We start from the raw sequence: 14,536 nt of genomic DNA on the forward strand, positions 1-14,536 counted from the left end.
TAAGCTGTACCCCATGTCATGATCTTGTCCTTGTCCGCATATGGTTGTACAAACTACTCGGACATGGGGGACATTGGTTATGGCGGAGGCTTATGAGCGTCTCGGGGAGCTGCTGACCATTCTGTTAATGGCGGTCGCCCTGGGGATGGATGCCTTTTCTCTGGGAATCGGCATGGGCATGAAGGGAATTCGGCGGCAAGTAGCGCTGCGCATTGGAATGATGGTGGCACTATTCCATGTACTGATGCCACTCCTTGGTATTGTGGCCGGACAGTATGTTGGCGTGCTCCTGGGGAATCTTGCTCAATACGTTGCGGGTGGACTTCTCTGCCTGCTGGGTGGTCATATGGTCATCAGCTCGATTCGTGGGGGAGGCGTACAGCGAGTTAATCCTCATTCATGGGTGGGTGTCATCTTGTTCTCGCTCAGCGTCAGCCTGGACTCATTTTCCGTGGGTGTCTCATTAGGTATGTTCCGCGGGGATTGGTTGTTTACGGTACTTGCCTTCGGCTTCTTTGGCGGAGTGATGTCGCTCGCAGGTTTGGCTATGGGCCGGGGGATGGGCCGAAGATTTGGAGAATATGGTGAAGCGGCGGGAGGGGCCATTTTATTGGCTTTTGGTCTGCTCTTCATCTTTTGATACAATACTACTTACAGAATACAACATGGAGGTGATAGGGCATGCGCATTTTATTTGTATGCACAGGGAACACTTGCCGCAGCCCTATGGCAGAGGCACTGCTGCGCAAGCTGGCTCATGAACGAGGGGTTAATGTGGAGGTGCGCTCTGCCGGAGTAGCGGCGGTGTCGGGCGCTTCCATATCCCGGCATGCTGAAGCGGTGCTTCGCGATCATGGGATTGCCGAAGCTTTTGCATCTACCCCGCTCGGGGCCCAATTGACGGAATGGGCGGATTTGATTTTGACATTGACTCAGGGACATAAGCGGCAGGTCGTACAGACTTTCCCTGGGACGGCTGAGAAGATTTACACTTTAAAGGAATATGCCGAGGACGACGCCAAAGTGTTGGCTGATCTGGAAGAGTTGCGACGGTTGACCGCGGAATGGGAGCTAGCTCGGGCGCTTGGTCGTGAATGGACGGAAGCACAAGCGCGTCAGGTGCGTGAATTGCAGCGGCGGATGCCAGCTTATGATATTTCTGACCCGTTCGGCGGGTCACGCCAGGATTATGACCGAACGGCAGCGGAAATTCGGCTGGCCTTGGACAAGCTGATAGACAAGCTTGAACGGGGAGAAAGAGGGCTTTGAAGACCGGCAATATTTGAGTAAAACATGGTTGCATTTGTCGGGTTGTTGTTTTATTCTTAAAGCAGCAAGAGTTGTTCCGATGTAACTGGCGACGAGAGTGGATCAAACCACGATGGAGCATCGGAGAATACGGCCGGTCGCCTGGGCAAAGAGCACGACACACCTGTGTGTGTTATGCTCTTTTTTTGTTGATATGAATGAGGCTCCGGTTGAATCTTGCTTATCATTTTAAGGTACGTCATGGACTGCTTTTAGGTATAATAAGGACAGGCTAGCGGTAATGGTCATAACTTATGATTTCTAAGCGGAAAGAGGCGTCAAGGTGATGGAGCAGGATATGCTGGGAACTATTCGGGCACAAGTGGCGGCGGTTGTGGAGGAAGTGGCGCTTGCTGCCAAGCTGGGTCCGGGCAAGTTGATGGTTGTTGGGACTAGCACAAGTGAGGTCGCAGGCAAGCGAATCGGGACCGCCGGTGCGGAACTGATCGGGGCTGAATTGTTCGCGGGCATCTGGGAAATTCGCGGCAAATATGGCTTCGATCTGGCATTTCAGTGCTGCGAGCATCTTAATCGGGCGTTGGTGCTTGAGCGGAAAGTGCTTGAGCGCCTATCACTGGAAGAAGTGGCAGCGGTGCCTGTGCCGTCTGCGGGTGGTTCGATGGCAGCAGCGGCCTATCGCCGGCTAGGCTCTCCTTGCCTGGCGGAACAGGTGCACGCTCATGCTGGTATTGATATCGGCGAAACACTGATAGGCATGCATTTGCGGCGTGTAGCCGTACCTTTTCGACCGATGATCCGTGAGATCGGGTATGCGCGGGTAACGGCGGCCATCACTCGGCCCAAGCTGATAGGCGGAGAACGGGCAGTCTATGCCTTGCCGTCGCAGCAGGATTCCCAGACTTGTGATTAATGGCAGAGGTAATGTGTAGTAAAGGCAATAATTAAACAACAGCGCGGGAGTGCGAATGAGGAGGATTATGGAACATGGAAAAGTTGAGAAAGCAAGATCCGGCAGTGCTGGAAGCAATGGACCTGGAACTCAAGCGTCAACGCAATAATATTGAACTGATTGCCTCGGAGAATATTGTTAGCGAAGCGGTTATGGAAGCCATGGGCTCTGTCCTGACCAACAAGTATGCCGAAGGTTATCCGGGCAAACGCTATTATGGCGGCTGCGAGAAGGTGGATATTGTAGAAGATATCGCTCGTGACCGTGCGAAAGAATTGTTTGGAGCCGAACACGCCAACGTGCAACCTCACTCTGGAGCGCAGGCCAACCTTGCGGTATACCTGGCTGCTCTCAAGCCTGGCGATACTGTACTTGGTATGAACCTGGCCCATGGCGGGCATTTGACGCACGGCAGCCCCGTGAACGCTTCCGGCTTATATTATAATTTCGTGGCTTATGGCGTACAGGAGGATACCTTCCTGATCGATTATGATGAAGTGCGCAAGACGGCGTTCAAACATCGTCCCCGGATGATTGTGGCTGGGGCGAGTGCTTATCCGCGTATCATCGACTTTGAAAAGCTGGCTTCCATCGCCAACGACATAGGTGCGTTGTTCATGGTTGATATGGCTCATATTGCGGGTCTTGTTGCTGCAGGCTTGCATCCTAGTCCTGTGCCTCATGCGCATTTTGTAACAACTACAACTCATAAGACGCTTCGCGGTCCGCGTGGTGGTATGATCCTGTGCAGACAGCCTTGGGCTGCTGCTATTGATAAAGCGGTATTCCCAGGCACACAAGGTGGCCCACTGATGCACGTCATTGCTTCCAAAGCGGTAGCACTTGGCGAAGCCCTTGAGCCTTCCTTCAAGACTTATGCGCAAAACGTAGTCAACAATGCTAAGGTGCTGGCCGAAACGCTGATCGGTGAAGGGCTTAACATCGTATCGGGTGGTACGGATAATCACTTGATGCTGGTGGATACGCGTAACCTGAACATTACTGGTAAAGAAGCTGAGCATGTGCTGGATGCTGTTGGCATCACGGTCAACAAAAATGCGATTCCGTTTGACCCAACCAGCCCGTTCGTGACCAGTGGTATCCGTATTGGTACTCCTGCGGCTACTTCTCGCGGCATGGATGAGCAGGCTATGCGTGAAATCGGACAGATCATTGCAGTGGTATTGAAGTCGCCGAAGGATGAAGGGGTTCTTGACAGTGCCCGTAAGCAGGTGTCTGCGTTGACGGACCGCTATCCACTGTACCCTGAATTAAAATACTAATAGAGGTAGTTCAAAAAGTCGTCTTCCCAGAACGAAGCAGTTCGAGGAGTAAATTCGACATCGAATCTTGAATTCAGCCGGGCCTTCCGTTGCTCATGCTCTCATGCTTCCGAAGTCGTTTTCTTCGAAAACGTGTAGCTCCGCTACTCAGTCCCTGACTTCATCCAACTCAAGCGTTTTGAAAAAACGCACATCGAAAGCATAGGCTTCGGTTCTGCAAACCCGACTTTTTGAACACGCACTAAATATAGAGATAGTTGAACATTCACTAATAGATTTTTCCTTACCAACCTCCGGCAAGAGGGATGCCTTGATAGGGCTTCCCTCTTGCCGGAGGTTTTGTTCTATTATCGGGATTGGTTACATGGTATAATTGCTTATATACAGGGATATGGTAACGATGGTCATATTTCTTGAAGAGCTGAATACTGGAGGTTGGCACTATTGAAATTATTAGGAGCCATTGAGGCAGGGGGGACCAAGTTCGTTTGCGGAGTTGGTCATGAGGATGGGACAATATTGGATCGTGTAAGCTTTCCGACAACGACCCCGGAAGAAACGATGAAGCGGGTCTTTTCATATTTTGAGGATAAGTCCGTTGAGGCGATCGGAGTGGGTTCATTTGGCCCGATTGATCCGATTCCCGGTAGCCCGACTTATGGTTATATTACAACTACGCCTAAACCGCATTGGAGTAACTTTGATATTGTAGGTGCTATCAAGCAGGTCAAGGATTGTAAAGTAGGTTTTGATACGGATGTTAACGGTGCGGCGCTTGGGGAATTGCGCTGGGGAGCGGCTCAAGGGCTGGATAACTGTCTGTATATTACGGTAGGTACTGGTATCGGAGCAGGGGCAGCGCTTGGCGGTGGGTTGATCCATGGACTCTCCCATCCCGAGATGGGGCATATTCTGGTTCGGCGTCACCCGGAGGATGTGTATGAGGGAACCTGTCCGTACCATGGCGATTGCCTGGAGGGGTTGGCTGCGGGCCCGGCTCTCGTGAAGCGCTGGGGCGTAAGTAATGGTGCCGATTTGCCACCTGAGCATCCGGCTTGGGAAATGGAGGCTTACTATCTCGCGCAAGCGCTGATGAGTTATGTATTGATTCTCTCCCCCCAAAAGATTGTGATGGGCGGTGGGGTCATGAAGCAAAGCCAGCTCTTCCCGCTAATCGGCAGCAAGTTGCAAACGTTGCTGAACGGTTACATCCAGCATCCAAGCCTGCAGGAGAATATTGGCGATTATATCGTTCCGCCGGGTCTTGGTGATAATGCTGGGCTCGCAGGAGCCCTGGCTCTGGCTGAACTGGCACTCAGAGGCTAACCTCCTACCCGAGTGGTTAATCTAGATTAAACAAGTTGCAATACGAAAGAGCCGGCACTGTCCGCCATAGTCTGGCGCGGCGCCGGTTCTTTTTTTGGCTTATATAGCGGGTATACTTGGTTGGGATAGGGTGCTGAGGGATCGTTCGTTTGTGCACAGTCCGGGGAAAGGCGACAAGGTTCGTGGCAATCGAAAAAAGACAGTGATATAATAGATAGGATTTGTGGGACGTACGAGGAAAAGAAACGAACTGGCAAGTCGATACTGAGGCAATAAAAGCGGAGGGACGAACGGATTATGGCAAAATTGGTGGTATGCGATCACCCCTTGATTCAACACAAGCTGACTTTTATCCGCGATATGCGGACGAACACGAAGGATTTTCGTGAATTGGTCGATGAGGTAGCCACGTTAATGGCTTATGAAATTACGCGGGATGTCCCGCTGGAATCGATTAAAGTACAAACCCCGGTTGCTGAGGCGGAATCGAAAGTGATTTCTGGCCGAATGCTCGGACTTATCCCTATTTTGCGTGCAGGGCTAGGAATGCTGGATGGCGTGCTTAAGCTGCTCCCGGCGGCAAAGGTGGGCCATGTTGGATTGTTCCGTGACCCGGATACATTACAACCGGTTGAGTATTATATCAAACTGCCGACGGATGTGCAGGAACGTGAACTCATTGTCATTGATCCGATGCTGGCCACTGGTGGCTCTGCCATTGCGGCAATTACAGCCTTGAAGAAACGTGGCTGCACGCAGATCAAGATGATGAATCTGATTGCCGCTCCGGAAGGTGTGAAGGCCGTGCATGACGTGCACCCTGACGTGGATATCTATGTGGCCGCGTTGGACAGCCATCTGAATGAGCATGGTTATATCATCCCTGGTCTGGGCGATGCCGGCGACCGTCTATACGGCACGAAATAAGCTGTATGACCGGATGAAGATTTGAAAGTTAGGTTTTCAGCGTTGAGTAGGCCTGAAGCCACATCGCGCTGGGAAGCTAACTTTTAAATTACCTCTAAAAGGAAGGAAATGAGCATGGGGAAGATTAAGGTAATGACCATCTTCGGCGTTAGGCCCGAAGCGATCAAGATGGCTCCATTGATTCTTGAATTACAGAAGCATCCGGAGCAAATTGAATCCATTGTTTGCGTGACGGCACAACATCGTGAAATGCTGGATCAGGTGCTGGACGTGTTCAAGATCGTGCCGGACTATGATCTGGATGTCATGAAGCCGAATCAGAGCCTGAATGAAATTACGATTCGTGTGCTGGAAGGACTGGAAGGAGTGCTGCGTGAAGCCAAGCCGGATATCGTTCTAGTGCATGGCGATACGTTGACAACGTTCCTGGCCAGTTATGCGGCATTTTTGCAGCAGATCAAGGTTGGCCATGTGGAGGCGGGACTACGTACCTGGAACAAATTGTCCCCGTATCCAGAAGAAATGAATCGTCAGTTGACTGGCGTTTTGTCGGATATCCATTTTTCTCCTACCGAGTGGTCAGCAGGGAATTTAAGGAAGGAGAATAAGCAAAAGTCAACTATATATGTCACAGGCAATACAGTTACCGATGTGTTTCAATATACAGTACAGCCTGATTATCAACACCCTGTGCTGGATTGGGCCGCCGGAAAGCGGCTTATTCTAATGACGGCTCACCGCCGCGAATCGCAAGGCGAACCACACATGAACATCTTCCGTGCCGTAAGAAGAATCGCCGATGAGTTCGAGGATGTGGCCATTGTTTATCCGGTCCACCTGAGTCCTGCGGTTAAAGAACCGGCTTACAGAACTTTGGGGGATCATCCTCGGATTAAGCTTATCGACCCTTTGGATGTGGTGGATTTGCATAATTTCTATCCACACACGCATTTAATACTTACGGATTCGGGTGGTTTGCAGGAAGAAGCACCTTCTTTTGGCGTGCCTGTTTTGGTATTGCGGGACACCACGGAACGTCCGGAAGGAATCGAAGCGGGGACGTTAGAGTTGGTCGGCACAGATGAGGAGATGGTTTATGAACGGACAAAGGTGCTGCTCAGCGATTCTCAGGTCTACGAATCCATGAGTCGGGCAGCTAATCCGTACGGTGACGGTAAAGCATCACAACGAATCGTCAATGCGATTTATCACCATTTCGGAGTTTTGGACGAGCGTCCTGAAGATTTTCACAGAAAATTCACAGGTTCAAGTGAAGAATAATTGTGTTTTTAAGCAAGATAGCATACAGTTATACTGTATGGTTTAGCGCTTTCTTTAAGATTGCGGGCCTGAAGATGCACTATTTCGCTTTACTGCTTCGTTGACAAAAAGTCGACACATTCAGTAAAATAAGTTGGGATTGCAAAGATGAGAAGAAATGATAACAATGTAAACCCTTGGTTTATGGGCGCCTATATTGGAGGCGCGGGTGTTATGCTTGCGGTTTATATCGTTGCCGGCTATTGGGGCTCAAAGTGGTTGGCGGAATGGCTTGGTGGTCCTAGGTATTGGATTGCAATCGGGACAATCACGGGGCTGTTGTTAGGTATCGCCAATTTATTTATCCTCATCTATAAAGTTGTGGGGGAGAAGGATGGATGACTTGAACTCTATAGTGGCCACGGTGACGCGGACGACGCTAATGTTATTATCCGCTTTGCTGCTTGGATGGGTATTACTCCCGGAGCAAAGACCTCTGTTTGCGGGTTTGCTGCTAGGCTTGGTAGGTGGGCTTTCGTATACGCGGTTTCTATCCGTCAAGGTACGTCAGTTGGCTGAAATAGCAGTTAGCACGGAGAAGAGTCGCTTCAGCTTCGGATTGCTCACGAGGATCTGTTTGGTTTTGCTGACTGTCATGGTTGCGGTTAAGCTGGAGCAAGTCTCATTGGCAGGCACGCTTATCGGTTTTTTTGTCCCGCAATTGTTGACGATTCCGACCAGCATTGTGGTCGGGCTTAGAAACAAGTCTTGAACAGCCTAACGCCAGAAGGGGGGGAGTACATACTATGCATGATGCGCCAATAATCAATCTTGGAGGATTTAACTTGGATTTATCCGCAGTGCTGATGCTCCTGGTTACGATGGGAATCGTGTTCTTGGTCTGCCGATTGGCTGTGGCTAACGTCTCTGTCGAGAATCCGACGAAAATGCAAAACTTTATGGAATGGGTTGTCGAATTCGTTCAGGGCATTATCGGGGGCACCATGGATTTAAAGAAGGGTAAACCTTACGTATCCTTGGGACTCACACTGATTCTTTTTATTTTGGTTTCTAATTTGCTTGGATTGCCAATGGGCTTCATTACTGAAGCGCATAAGCCGGAAATGATTTTTGGTCATGTAATCGAAGCGACAAGAACCTTGTCGAATGGAGCACATGCTGAAATTCTATGGTGGAAATCACCGACGGCTGATATCTCGGTTACGGCAGGACTTGCCCTCGTCGTCTTCATTCTGATGAATTATCTTGGACTGCGTAACAACCGGAAACATTATCTCAAGCATTACATTGAACCGTTCCCGATCTTCCTTCCACTTAATATTATTGAGAATTTGGCCAAGCCGATCGCGCTGGCGATCCGGTTGTTCGCCAATATCTTTGCGGGTGAGGTATTGATCACGGTCATTCTGAAGATGGGATATTTCGGAATTCCGTTTATGGGTATCTGGCAGGGCTTCAGTATCTTCGTTGGTGCGTTGCAGGCCTATATCTTTACCATCCTGACGATGGTGTATATCTCGCAGACGACGATTCACGAGGAAGAGCATTAATAAACTCTGGGACGGCAGTCTTTGCTGATTAGCCTATCAGAGGTCTATTATATTATTTAAAAAACTATTAAACAGGTCTAGAGGAGGATAATAAAGATGGAATTTTTGGCAGCAGCTATTGCAGTAGGTTTGGGTGCGCTTGGCGCAGGTCTTGGTAACGGTATGATTGTAAAAAGTACGGTGGAATCCATTGCTCGTCAACCAGAAGCAGCGAACAAACTACAAACCACAATGTTTATCGGTGTCGGTATCGTCGAAGTTGTTCCGCTCGCGGCAACAGTTATCGCGTTCCTGATCATGTTCTCCTAAATAATAGTAACAGGTTTGGCGGGGAGGGCCGGTGCCATCCGCGCCTTCGCTTTATGAGGACATTTTCGACGGGCGAAATGCCAGTCGTGCTTAACGGAAAGGAGTGACAACGTTGACAGTACTGTGGGAAAATATTGTGATTACCATGCTTGCATTCGGTATCCTTTATTGGCTGTTAAATAAATTTGCTTTTGGCAAGCTTTTTGCAGTAATGGAGAAACGCCGTGAGTTGGTGCTTGGCCAGTTAGAAGAGGCGAAGCAAACCCGGGAGCAGGCTACGGTCTTTGTGGAAGAGCAGAAAGCAGCACTTCAACAAGCTCGCCAGGAGGCTTATGGCATTATCGAGCAGTCCAAGCAAAGCAGCAGCAAGCAAGCGCATGAATTGCTGGAGCAAGCCAAGCATGATGCAACGCGCCTGAAAGAAGAAGCCATTCGCGATATCGAAAGCGAAAGAAAGAAAACACTGGATGCCCTGCGCGGCGAGATTGGCTCTTATTCCGTAAATATTGCGTCCAAGCTGATTGGGCGTGAGGTAGAGAGTAATCCGGCCGAGCAAGAGAAGCTCGTCAATCAGTATTTGAGCGAAGTGGGTACTAAATCATGAGCCGCAATACGGTTGTAGCTGGCCGATATGCTAAGGCGCTGTATGAAATTGCCGCTAAAGAGGAACGTACTTTGGAAGTGGAACAAGAGCTCGGTGCTCTGGTAGCTGCGCTCCATGATGATTCTGATGTGCGAAAATTTCTGCTGAGTCCCAAGTTCTCGGAAGTAGATAAATGGAATGCCCTTCAAGGTGCATTGGAAGGGAAATTATCAGAGTCCGTTGCCTCTTTAGCTAAATTGCTAGTGGAGCGGGGCAGACTCGACATTTTGCCCGATCTTCTGGATAGCTACGTGAAGGTTGCGAGTGATGCGCTCGGATTGGCCAACGCTACCGTGTATACCGCATATCCACTTGGTGAGGAAGAACAGCAGGCGATTGCCAAGGAGTTTGGTGAACTGCTGAAGAAGAAATTGCGCGTTCAGGTACAGCTTGATAAGAGCCTACTCGGCGGCATTAAAATTCGTATCGGCGATACGGTTTATGACGGAAGTCTGGCAGGCAAGTTGGAACGGCTCGAAAAGTCTTTTCGAAGACAAGCACTGTAGATAGGGGTGAAACACTTGAGTATCAGACCTGAAGAGATCAGTACACTGATTAAAAGTCAGATCGAACAATATAAATCAGAAATTGAAGTGGCCGAAGTCGGCACCGTTATTCAAGTTGGTGATGGTATCGCCCGTGTCCACGGACTAGAGAACGCCATGGCAAACGAACTGTTAGAGTTTGAGAACGGCGTTTTTGGTCTTGCTCTTAACCTGGAAGAAAGTAATGTCGGTGTCGTTATTCTTGGTCCTTACAGCGAAATTCGTGAAGGTGACGAAGTAAAACGCACAGGACAAATCATGCAAGTTCCTGTAGGGGACGCATTGCTGGGTCGCGTCGTTAACCCGTTGGGTCAGCCGGTAGATGGCAAGGGACCTGTGGAAACGACGGAATTCCGCCCGGTAGAGAACAACTCTCCTGGGGTTATCGACCGGAAATCTGTTCATGAACCGATGCAAACCGGGATTAAAGCGATCGACTCGATGGTTCCGATTGGCCGTGGTCAACGGGAACTGATCATCGGTGACCGTCAAACGGGTAAAACGGCGATTGCCATCGATACAATTATTAACCAAAAAGGTAATGGCGTGAAATGTATCTACGTCGCTATCGGTCAAAAGCAATCCACCGTTGTTAACGTAGTGGAAACATTGCGTCGTTATGGTGCATTGGACTACACGATTGTGGTTACCGCTGCAGCTTCTGACCCATCACCATTGTTGTATATTGCTCCATACGCAGGTGTTGCGATGGGCGAATACTTCATGTATAAGGGCGAGCATGTACTTATTATTTATGATGACTTGTCGAAGCAAGCTGCGGCTTACCGCGAATTGTCCTTGCTGCTTCGTCGTCCACCGGGTCGTGAAGCATTCCCAGGTGACGTCTTCTACTTGCACTCTCGCTTGCTGGAACGTGCTGCAAAGCTGAGTGATGAGCTTGGCGGTGGATCAATTACGGCGCTTCCGTTCATTGAAACGCAAGCTTCTGACGTATCAGCTTATATCCCAACCAACGTGATCTCGATTACGGATGGACAGATCTTCCTTGAGTCCGACTTGTTCCATGCAGGTCAACGTCCGGCGGTTAACGTAGGTATCTCCGTATCCCGGGTAGGGGGTTCGGCGCAGATCAAAGCCATGAAGAAGGTTGCGGGTACTTTACGTTTGGATTTGGCCCAGTATAGGGAACTTCAAGCGTTCTCGCAATTCGGTTCCGACTTGGATAAATCGACACAAGCGCGCTTGACTCGTGGATCACGTATGATGGAAATCCTCAAGCAAGGCGTCAATCAGCCTTTGGTTGTTGAACTTCAAGTCGTGAGCTTGTATACCGCGGTCAAGGGTTATCTGGATGATATTCCGCTGACGGATGTTCGCCGCTTTGAGTCGGAATTCTTGTCCTTCATTCAACATCAGCATGATGATGTACTGCAATCGATTCGCGATACCAAGGATCTGACGGCAGACAACGAAGCGAAGTTGAAGGAAGTCATTGAGCAATTCAAACGCGGTTTCGCGACGCTGGCATAACATGAGCTGCATGAACCGGCTTGGGCCATAGAGCAAAACGCCGGTCTGCAGTTGTATAAAAAGATAGCTTTGGCACGATGATGTTTTGCCAAAGTTCTGAGGTGGTGAAATCATGGCAAAAGGGATGCGCGAGATCAAGCGTCAAATCAAGAGCGTTCAAAATACCCGGCAAATCACCAAGGCGATGGAAATGGTAGCTTCGGCCAAGCTGCGGAAGGCTCAGGAGAGAGCGCAAGCCTCCCGGCCTTATGCGGATAAGCTGAAGGAAGTGGTTTCCAGCATTGCGGAAGGGACCCAAGAGGTTACCCATCCGATGCTTGAATCGCGTCCGGTGAAGAGAACGGCTTATATTGTAATTACGTCGGACGGTGGACTTGTAGGCGGTTATAATGCCAATATCCTGCGGAGAGTGACGGACTTGATCCAAAGCCGGCATTCATCCAAATCCGAATACGATTTGTTTGTCATTGGACGCAAGGGTCGCGATTACTTGAACCGCCGTAATTATCCGGTAATTCATGAAGTGACCGAGCTCTCGGATGCGCCGAAATTTGCGGATATCAAATCTCTGACTTATGCAGCGGTTCAAGGCTTTGAGGCCGGACAATTTGACGAGATCTATATCTGTTATAACCGTTTCGTAAACGCCATTACGCAATTACCGACGGTAGAGCGCTTGTTGCCATTCGATTCCGTTGAGCACGACGGACCAACCAGCAGCTATGAGTATGAGCCTTCAGCGGAAGGTGTATTGGGAGTCTTGCTTCCGAAATATGCCGAGACGCTTATTTTTGGCGCGTTGCTTGATGGCAAGGCGGGCGAGCTGGCTGCAAAGATGACGGCAATGGGTAGTGCAACAAAGAACGCAAGCAAAATGATCGGGGAATTGACCTTGACTTATAACCGTGCGCGTCAAGCGGCGATTACGCAGGAAATTACGGAGATTGTTGCTGGGGCGAATGCGCAAGGCTGATCGTACCGGGTAGCACTATTAGGAGGGAAACGAAGATGAACAAAGGACGCGTTGTCAGCGTAATGGGTCCGGTTGTCGACATTGAGTTCGAACGTGGTCAACTGCCGGAAATCTTCAACGCAATAAAAATCGAGAAACCAGACGGTGAAGCGGCCTTGATGCTGGAAGCTTCCAATCATCTCGGCGACAACCTGGTTCGTTGTATTGCTATGGCTTCAACGGATGGTCTGGTTCGCGGAACGGGAGCGTTCGACTTGGGCGCGCCAATCTCGGTTCCAGTTGGGGAAGCAACGCTGAGCCGCGTATTTAACGTGCTTGGCGAAACGATTGATAATAAGGGAGCAGCCAATACGGAGCTTAGATTCCCGATTCACCGTGAACCGCCAAAATTCGAGGACTTGTCCACGCAAGCTGAAATGCTGGAAACCGGGATTAAAGTTATCGACCTTCTGGCGCCTTATGCCAAGGGTGGTAAGATCGGTCTGTTCGGAGGTGCCGGTGTAGGTAAAACGGTAACCATTCAGGAGCTTATTCGGAACATTGCTCATGAACATGGCGGGATTTCCGTATTTGCCGGTGTAGGGGAACGTACCCGTGAGGGAAATGACCTTTACATGGAAATGACGGAATCTGGCGTTATCGAGAAAACGGCCATGGTATTCGGACAAATGAACGAACCTCCAGGTGCTCGCTTGCGCGTAGCCTTGACCGGTTTGACAATGGCCGAATATTTCCGTGATGAAGAAGGCCGCGACGTGCTGCTCTTCATCGATAACATCTTCCGCTTTACACAAGCAGGTTCCGAAGTTTCGGCCTTGCTCGGCCGTATGCCTTCGGCAGTAGGTTACCAGCCAACGCTGGCAACGGAAATGGGGCAATTGCAAGAACGGATTACCTCTACCAAGAAGGGCTCCGTTACTTCGATTCAAGCCATCTACGTACCTGCCGATGACTATACTGACCCTGCACCGGCAACGACGTTTGCTCACCTTGACGCAACGACGAACCTGGAACGGAAGATTTCCGAGAAAGGGATTTTCCCAGCGGTAGATCCGTTGGCATCCAGTTCCCGGATTTTGACGCCGGAAATCGTAGGCGAAGAGCATTACGCTGTCGCTCAAGGCGTTAAGCAAATTTTGGCTCGTTACAAGGAGCTTCAAGATATCATTGCCATCCTTGGTATGGATGAGTTGTCGGATGACGACAAAACGCTCGTAGCTCGCGCACGGAAGATTGAACGCTTCTTGTCGCAGCCGTTCAACGTGGCCGAGCAGTTTACCGGTATTTCGGGTAAATACGTACCGATTGCCGAGACAGTTCGGAGCTTCAAGGAAATTCTGGAGGGCAAGCACGATAACCTGCCGGAAGCCGCGTTCCTGTTCGTAGGAACCATCGAAGAAGCTGTTGAGAAAGCCAAGACGCTGTAATACCGCGCCGTGAATGCGGATGTTTCAGAAATGAACGGTCCCGCGAACAGGAGGGATAAACTTGAGCACCTTATTATTGGAAATTGTTACGCCGGAGCATGTGGTGTTCTCTAAAGAGGTGGACAGTCTGACTGTCCGCGGTATTGAAGGGGAACTCGGTGTTCTGCCAGGGCATATCCCGTTGGTAACGCCGCTTCAGGTTGCCCCGGTGGTAGCCAAGAAGGGGAATGAAACGACAACGATTGCGGTGCATGGCGGCTTCGTTGAGATACAGGGCGATAAGGTCATTGTATTGGCCGAAAGCGCCGAGCTTCCAGAAGAGATCGACATTGAGCGGGCCATCGCGGCACGCGAACGTGCCGAACGCCGTCTGGCAGCACGCAGCAACCAGGACCGAATCGATCATCGTCGGGCTGAATTAGCGTTGCAAAGAGCAGTGACCCGGATCACCGTATCCAGCCACGATAAACCGTAAGGCTGTAGGAATCCGGCTTTATTAACGGGTGCCTCATGGGCACCCGTTTTTTTATCCCAGGAATAGTTCATTAGTCTGATTTTTATAG

17 protein-coding genes and 1 riboswitch are annotated in these 14,536 nt (G+C 50.1%); all 17 genes read left to right on the plus strand.

What is annotated here, in order from left to right; genetic code table 11:
* Positions 1 to 79 precede the first annotated feature (79 nt).
* The 17 genes from AC1VOR_RS12205 (at position 80) to AC1VOR_RS12285 (ending at position 14,448) form a co-directional block, all read left to right on the plus strand.
* Positions 80 to 640, plus strand: coding sequence for a manganese efflux pump MntP (locus AC1VOR_RS12205; RefSeq protein ID WP_482618144.1), 561 nt, complete (start codon positions 80 to 82; stop codon positions 638 to 640).
* Positions 641 to 681: 41 nt separating this feature from the next.
* Positions 682 to 1,269 (plus strand): low molecular weight protein arginine phosphatase, encoded by a 588-nt coding sequence (locus AC1VOR_RS12210; protein WP_482618147.1) that lies wholly within the window; start codon positions 682 to 684, stop codon positions 1,267 to 1,269.
* 71 nt (positions 1,270 to 1,340) lie between these two features.
* Positions 1,341 to 1,423: riboswitch (ZMP/ZTP riboswitch) on the plus strand.
* Positions 1,424 to 1,594: 171 nt separating this feature from the next.
* Complete coding sequence (locus AC1VOR_RS12215) at positions 1,595 to 2,179, plus strand: TIGR01440 family protein (protein ID WP_482618325.1); 585 nt, start codon at positions 1,595 to 1,597, stop codon at positions 2,177 to 2,179.
* A 74-nt stretch (positions 2,180 to 2,253) separates the two neighbouring features.
* Positions 2,254 to 3,501 carry a serine hydroxymethyltransferase gene (locus AC1VOR_RS12220; RefSeq protein WP_482618150.1) on the plus strand — a complete coding sequence of 416 codons (1,248 nt, stop codon included), beginning with the start codon at positions 2,254 to 2,256 and terminating at the stop codon, positions 3,499 to 3,501.
* Positions 3,502 to 3,945: 444 nt separating this feature from the next.
* Positions 3,946 to 4,827, plus strand: coding sequence for an ROK family protein (locus AC1VOR_RS12225; protein WP_482618152.1), 882 nt, complete (start codon positions 3,946 to 3,948; stop codon positions 4,825 to 4,827).
* A gap of 297 nt (positions 4,828 to 5,124) precedes the next feature.
* Positions 5,125 to 5,754 carry a uracil phosphoribosyltransferase gene (gene upp / locus AC1VOR_RS12230; RefSeq protein WP_482618154.1) on the plus strand — a complete coding sequence of 210 codons (630 nt, stop codon included), beginning with the start codon at positions 5,125 to 5,127 and terminating at the stop codon, positions 5,752 to 5,754.
* 114 nt (positions 5,755 to 5,868) lie between these two features.
* A complete protein-coding gene (wecB, locus tag AC1VOR_RS12235) occupies positions 5,869 to 7,035 on the plus strand; it encodes a non-hydrolyzing UDP-N-acetylglucosamine 2-epimerase (RefSeq protein WP_482618156.1) in 1,167 nt (388 codons plus the stop codon).
* Between the two features lie 147 nt (positions 7,036 to 7,182).
* Positions 7,183 to 7,416 carry an AtpZ/AtpI family protein gene (locus AC1VOR_RS12240; RefSeq protein WP_482618158.1) on the plus strand — a complete coding sequence of 78 codons (234 nt, stop codon included), beginning with the start codon at positions 7,183 to 7,185 and terminating at the stop codon, positions 7,414 to 7,416.
* The gene (locus AC1VOR_RS12245; protein ID WP_059050063.1) at positions 7,409 to 7,786 is read left to right on the plus strand and encodes an ATP synthase subunit I; all 378 of its coding nucleotides are present in this window, start codon (positions 7,409 to 7,411) and stop codon (positions 7,784 to 7,786) included. The genes AC1VOR_RS12240 and AC1VOR_RS12245 overlap by 8 nt, the downstream gene beginning before the upstream one ends.
* 34 nt (positions 7,787 to 7,820) lie before the next feature.
* On the plus strand, positions 7,821 to 8,585 hold the full coding sequence (atpB, locus tag AC1VOR_RS12250) for a F0F1 ATP synthase subunit A (RefSeq protein WP_482618163.1): 765 nt from the start codon (positions 7,821 to 7,823) through the stop codon (positions 8,583 to 8,585).
* A gap of 96 nt (positions 8,586 to 8,681) precedes the next feature.
* The gene (gene atpE, locus AC1VOR_RS12255) at positions 8,682 to 8,894 is read left to right on the plus strand and encodes a F0F1 ATP synthase subunit C (RefSeq protein WP_059050061.1); all 213 of its coding nucleotides are present in this window, start codon (positions 8,682 to 8,684) and stop codon (positions 8,892 to 8,894) included.
* A gap of 112 nt (positions 8,895 to 9,006) precedes the next feature.
* Entirely contained in the window at positions 9,007 to 9,498 is a 492-nt protein-coding gene (gene atpF, locus AC1VOR_RS12260; protein WP_059050060.1) for a F0F1 ATP synthase subunit B, read from the plus strand.
* Positions 9,495 to 10,043, plus strand: coding sequence for a F0F1 ATP synthase subunit delta (locus AC1VOR_RS12265; protein WP_482618166.1), 549 nt, complete (start codon positions 9,495 to 9,497; stop codon positions 10,041 to 10,043). Before atpF ends, AC1VOR_RS12265 begins: the two co-directional genes overlap by 4 nt.
* Before the next feature lie 15 nt (positions 10,044 to 10,058).
* On the plus strand, positions 10,059 to 11,573 hold the full coding sequence (gene atpA, locus AC1VOR_RS12270; RefSeq protein WP_482618168.1) for a F0F1 ATP synthase subunit alpha: 1,515 nt from the start codon (positions 10,059 to 10,061) through the stop codon (positions 11,571 to 11,573).
* A gap of 112 nt (positions 11,574 to 11,685) precedes the next feature.
* The gene (atpG, locus tag AC1VOR_RS12275) at positions 11,686 to 12,546 is read left to right on the plus strand and encodes an ATP synthase F1 subunit gamma (RefSeq protein ID WP_482618172.1); all 861 of its coding nucleotides are present in this window, start codon (positions 11,686 to 11,688) and stop codon (positions 12,544 to 12,546) included.
* Positions 12,547 to 12,581: 35 nt separating this feature from the next.
* Positions 12,582 to 13,973, plus strand: a complete 1,392-nt coding sequence (gene atpD / locus AC1VOR_RS12280; protein WP_482618174.1) for a F0F1 ATP synthase subunit beta — start codon at positions 12,582 to 12,584, stop codon at positions 13,971 to 13,973.
* A gap of 61 nt (positions 13,974 to 14,034) precedes the next feature.
* Positions 14,035 to 14,448: a F0F1 ATP synthase subunit epsilon gene (locus AC1VOR_RS12285; protein WP_059050055.1), complete on the plus strand. Its 414-nt coding sequence runs from the start codon at positions 14,035 to 14,037 to the stop codon at positions 14,446 to 14,448.
* Positions 14,449 to 14,536: the final 88 nt, after the last annotated feature.

This window comes from Paenibacillus sp. 1SOY10, from assembly GCF_056836745.1.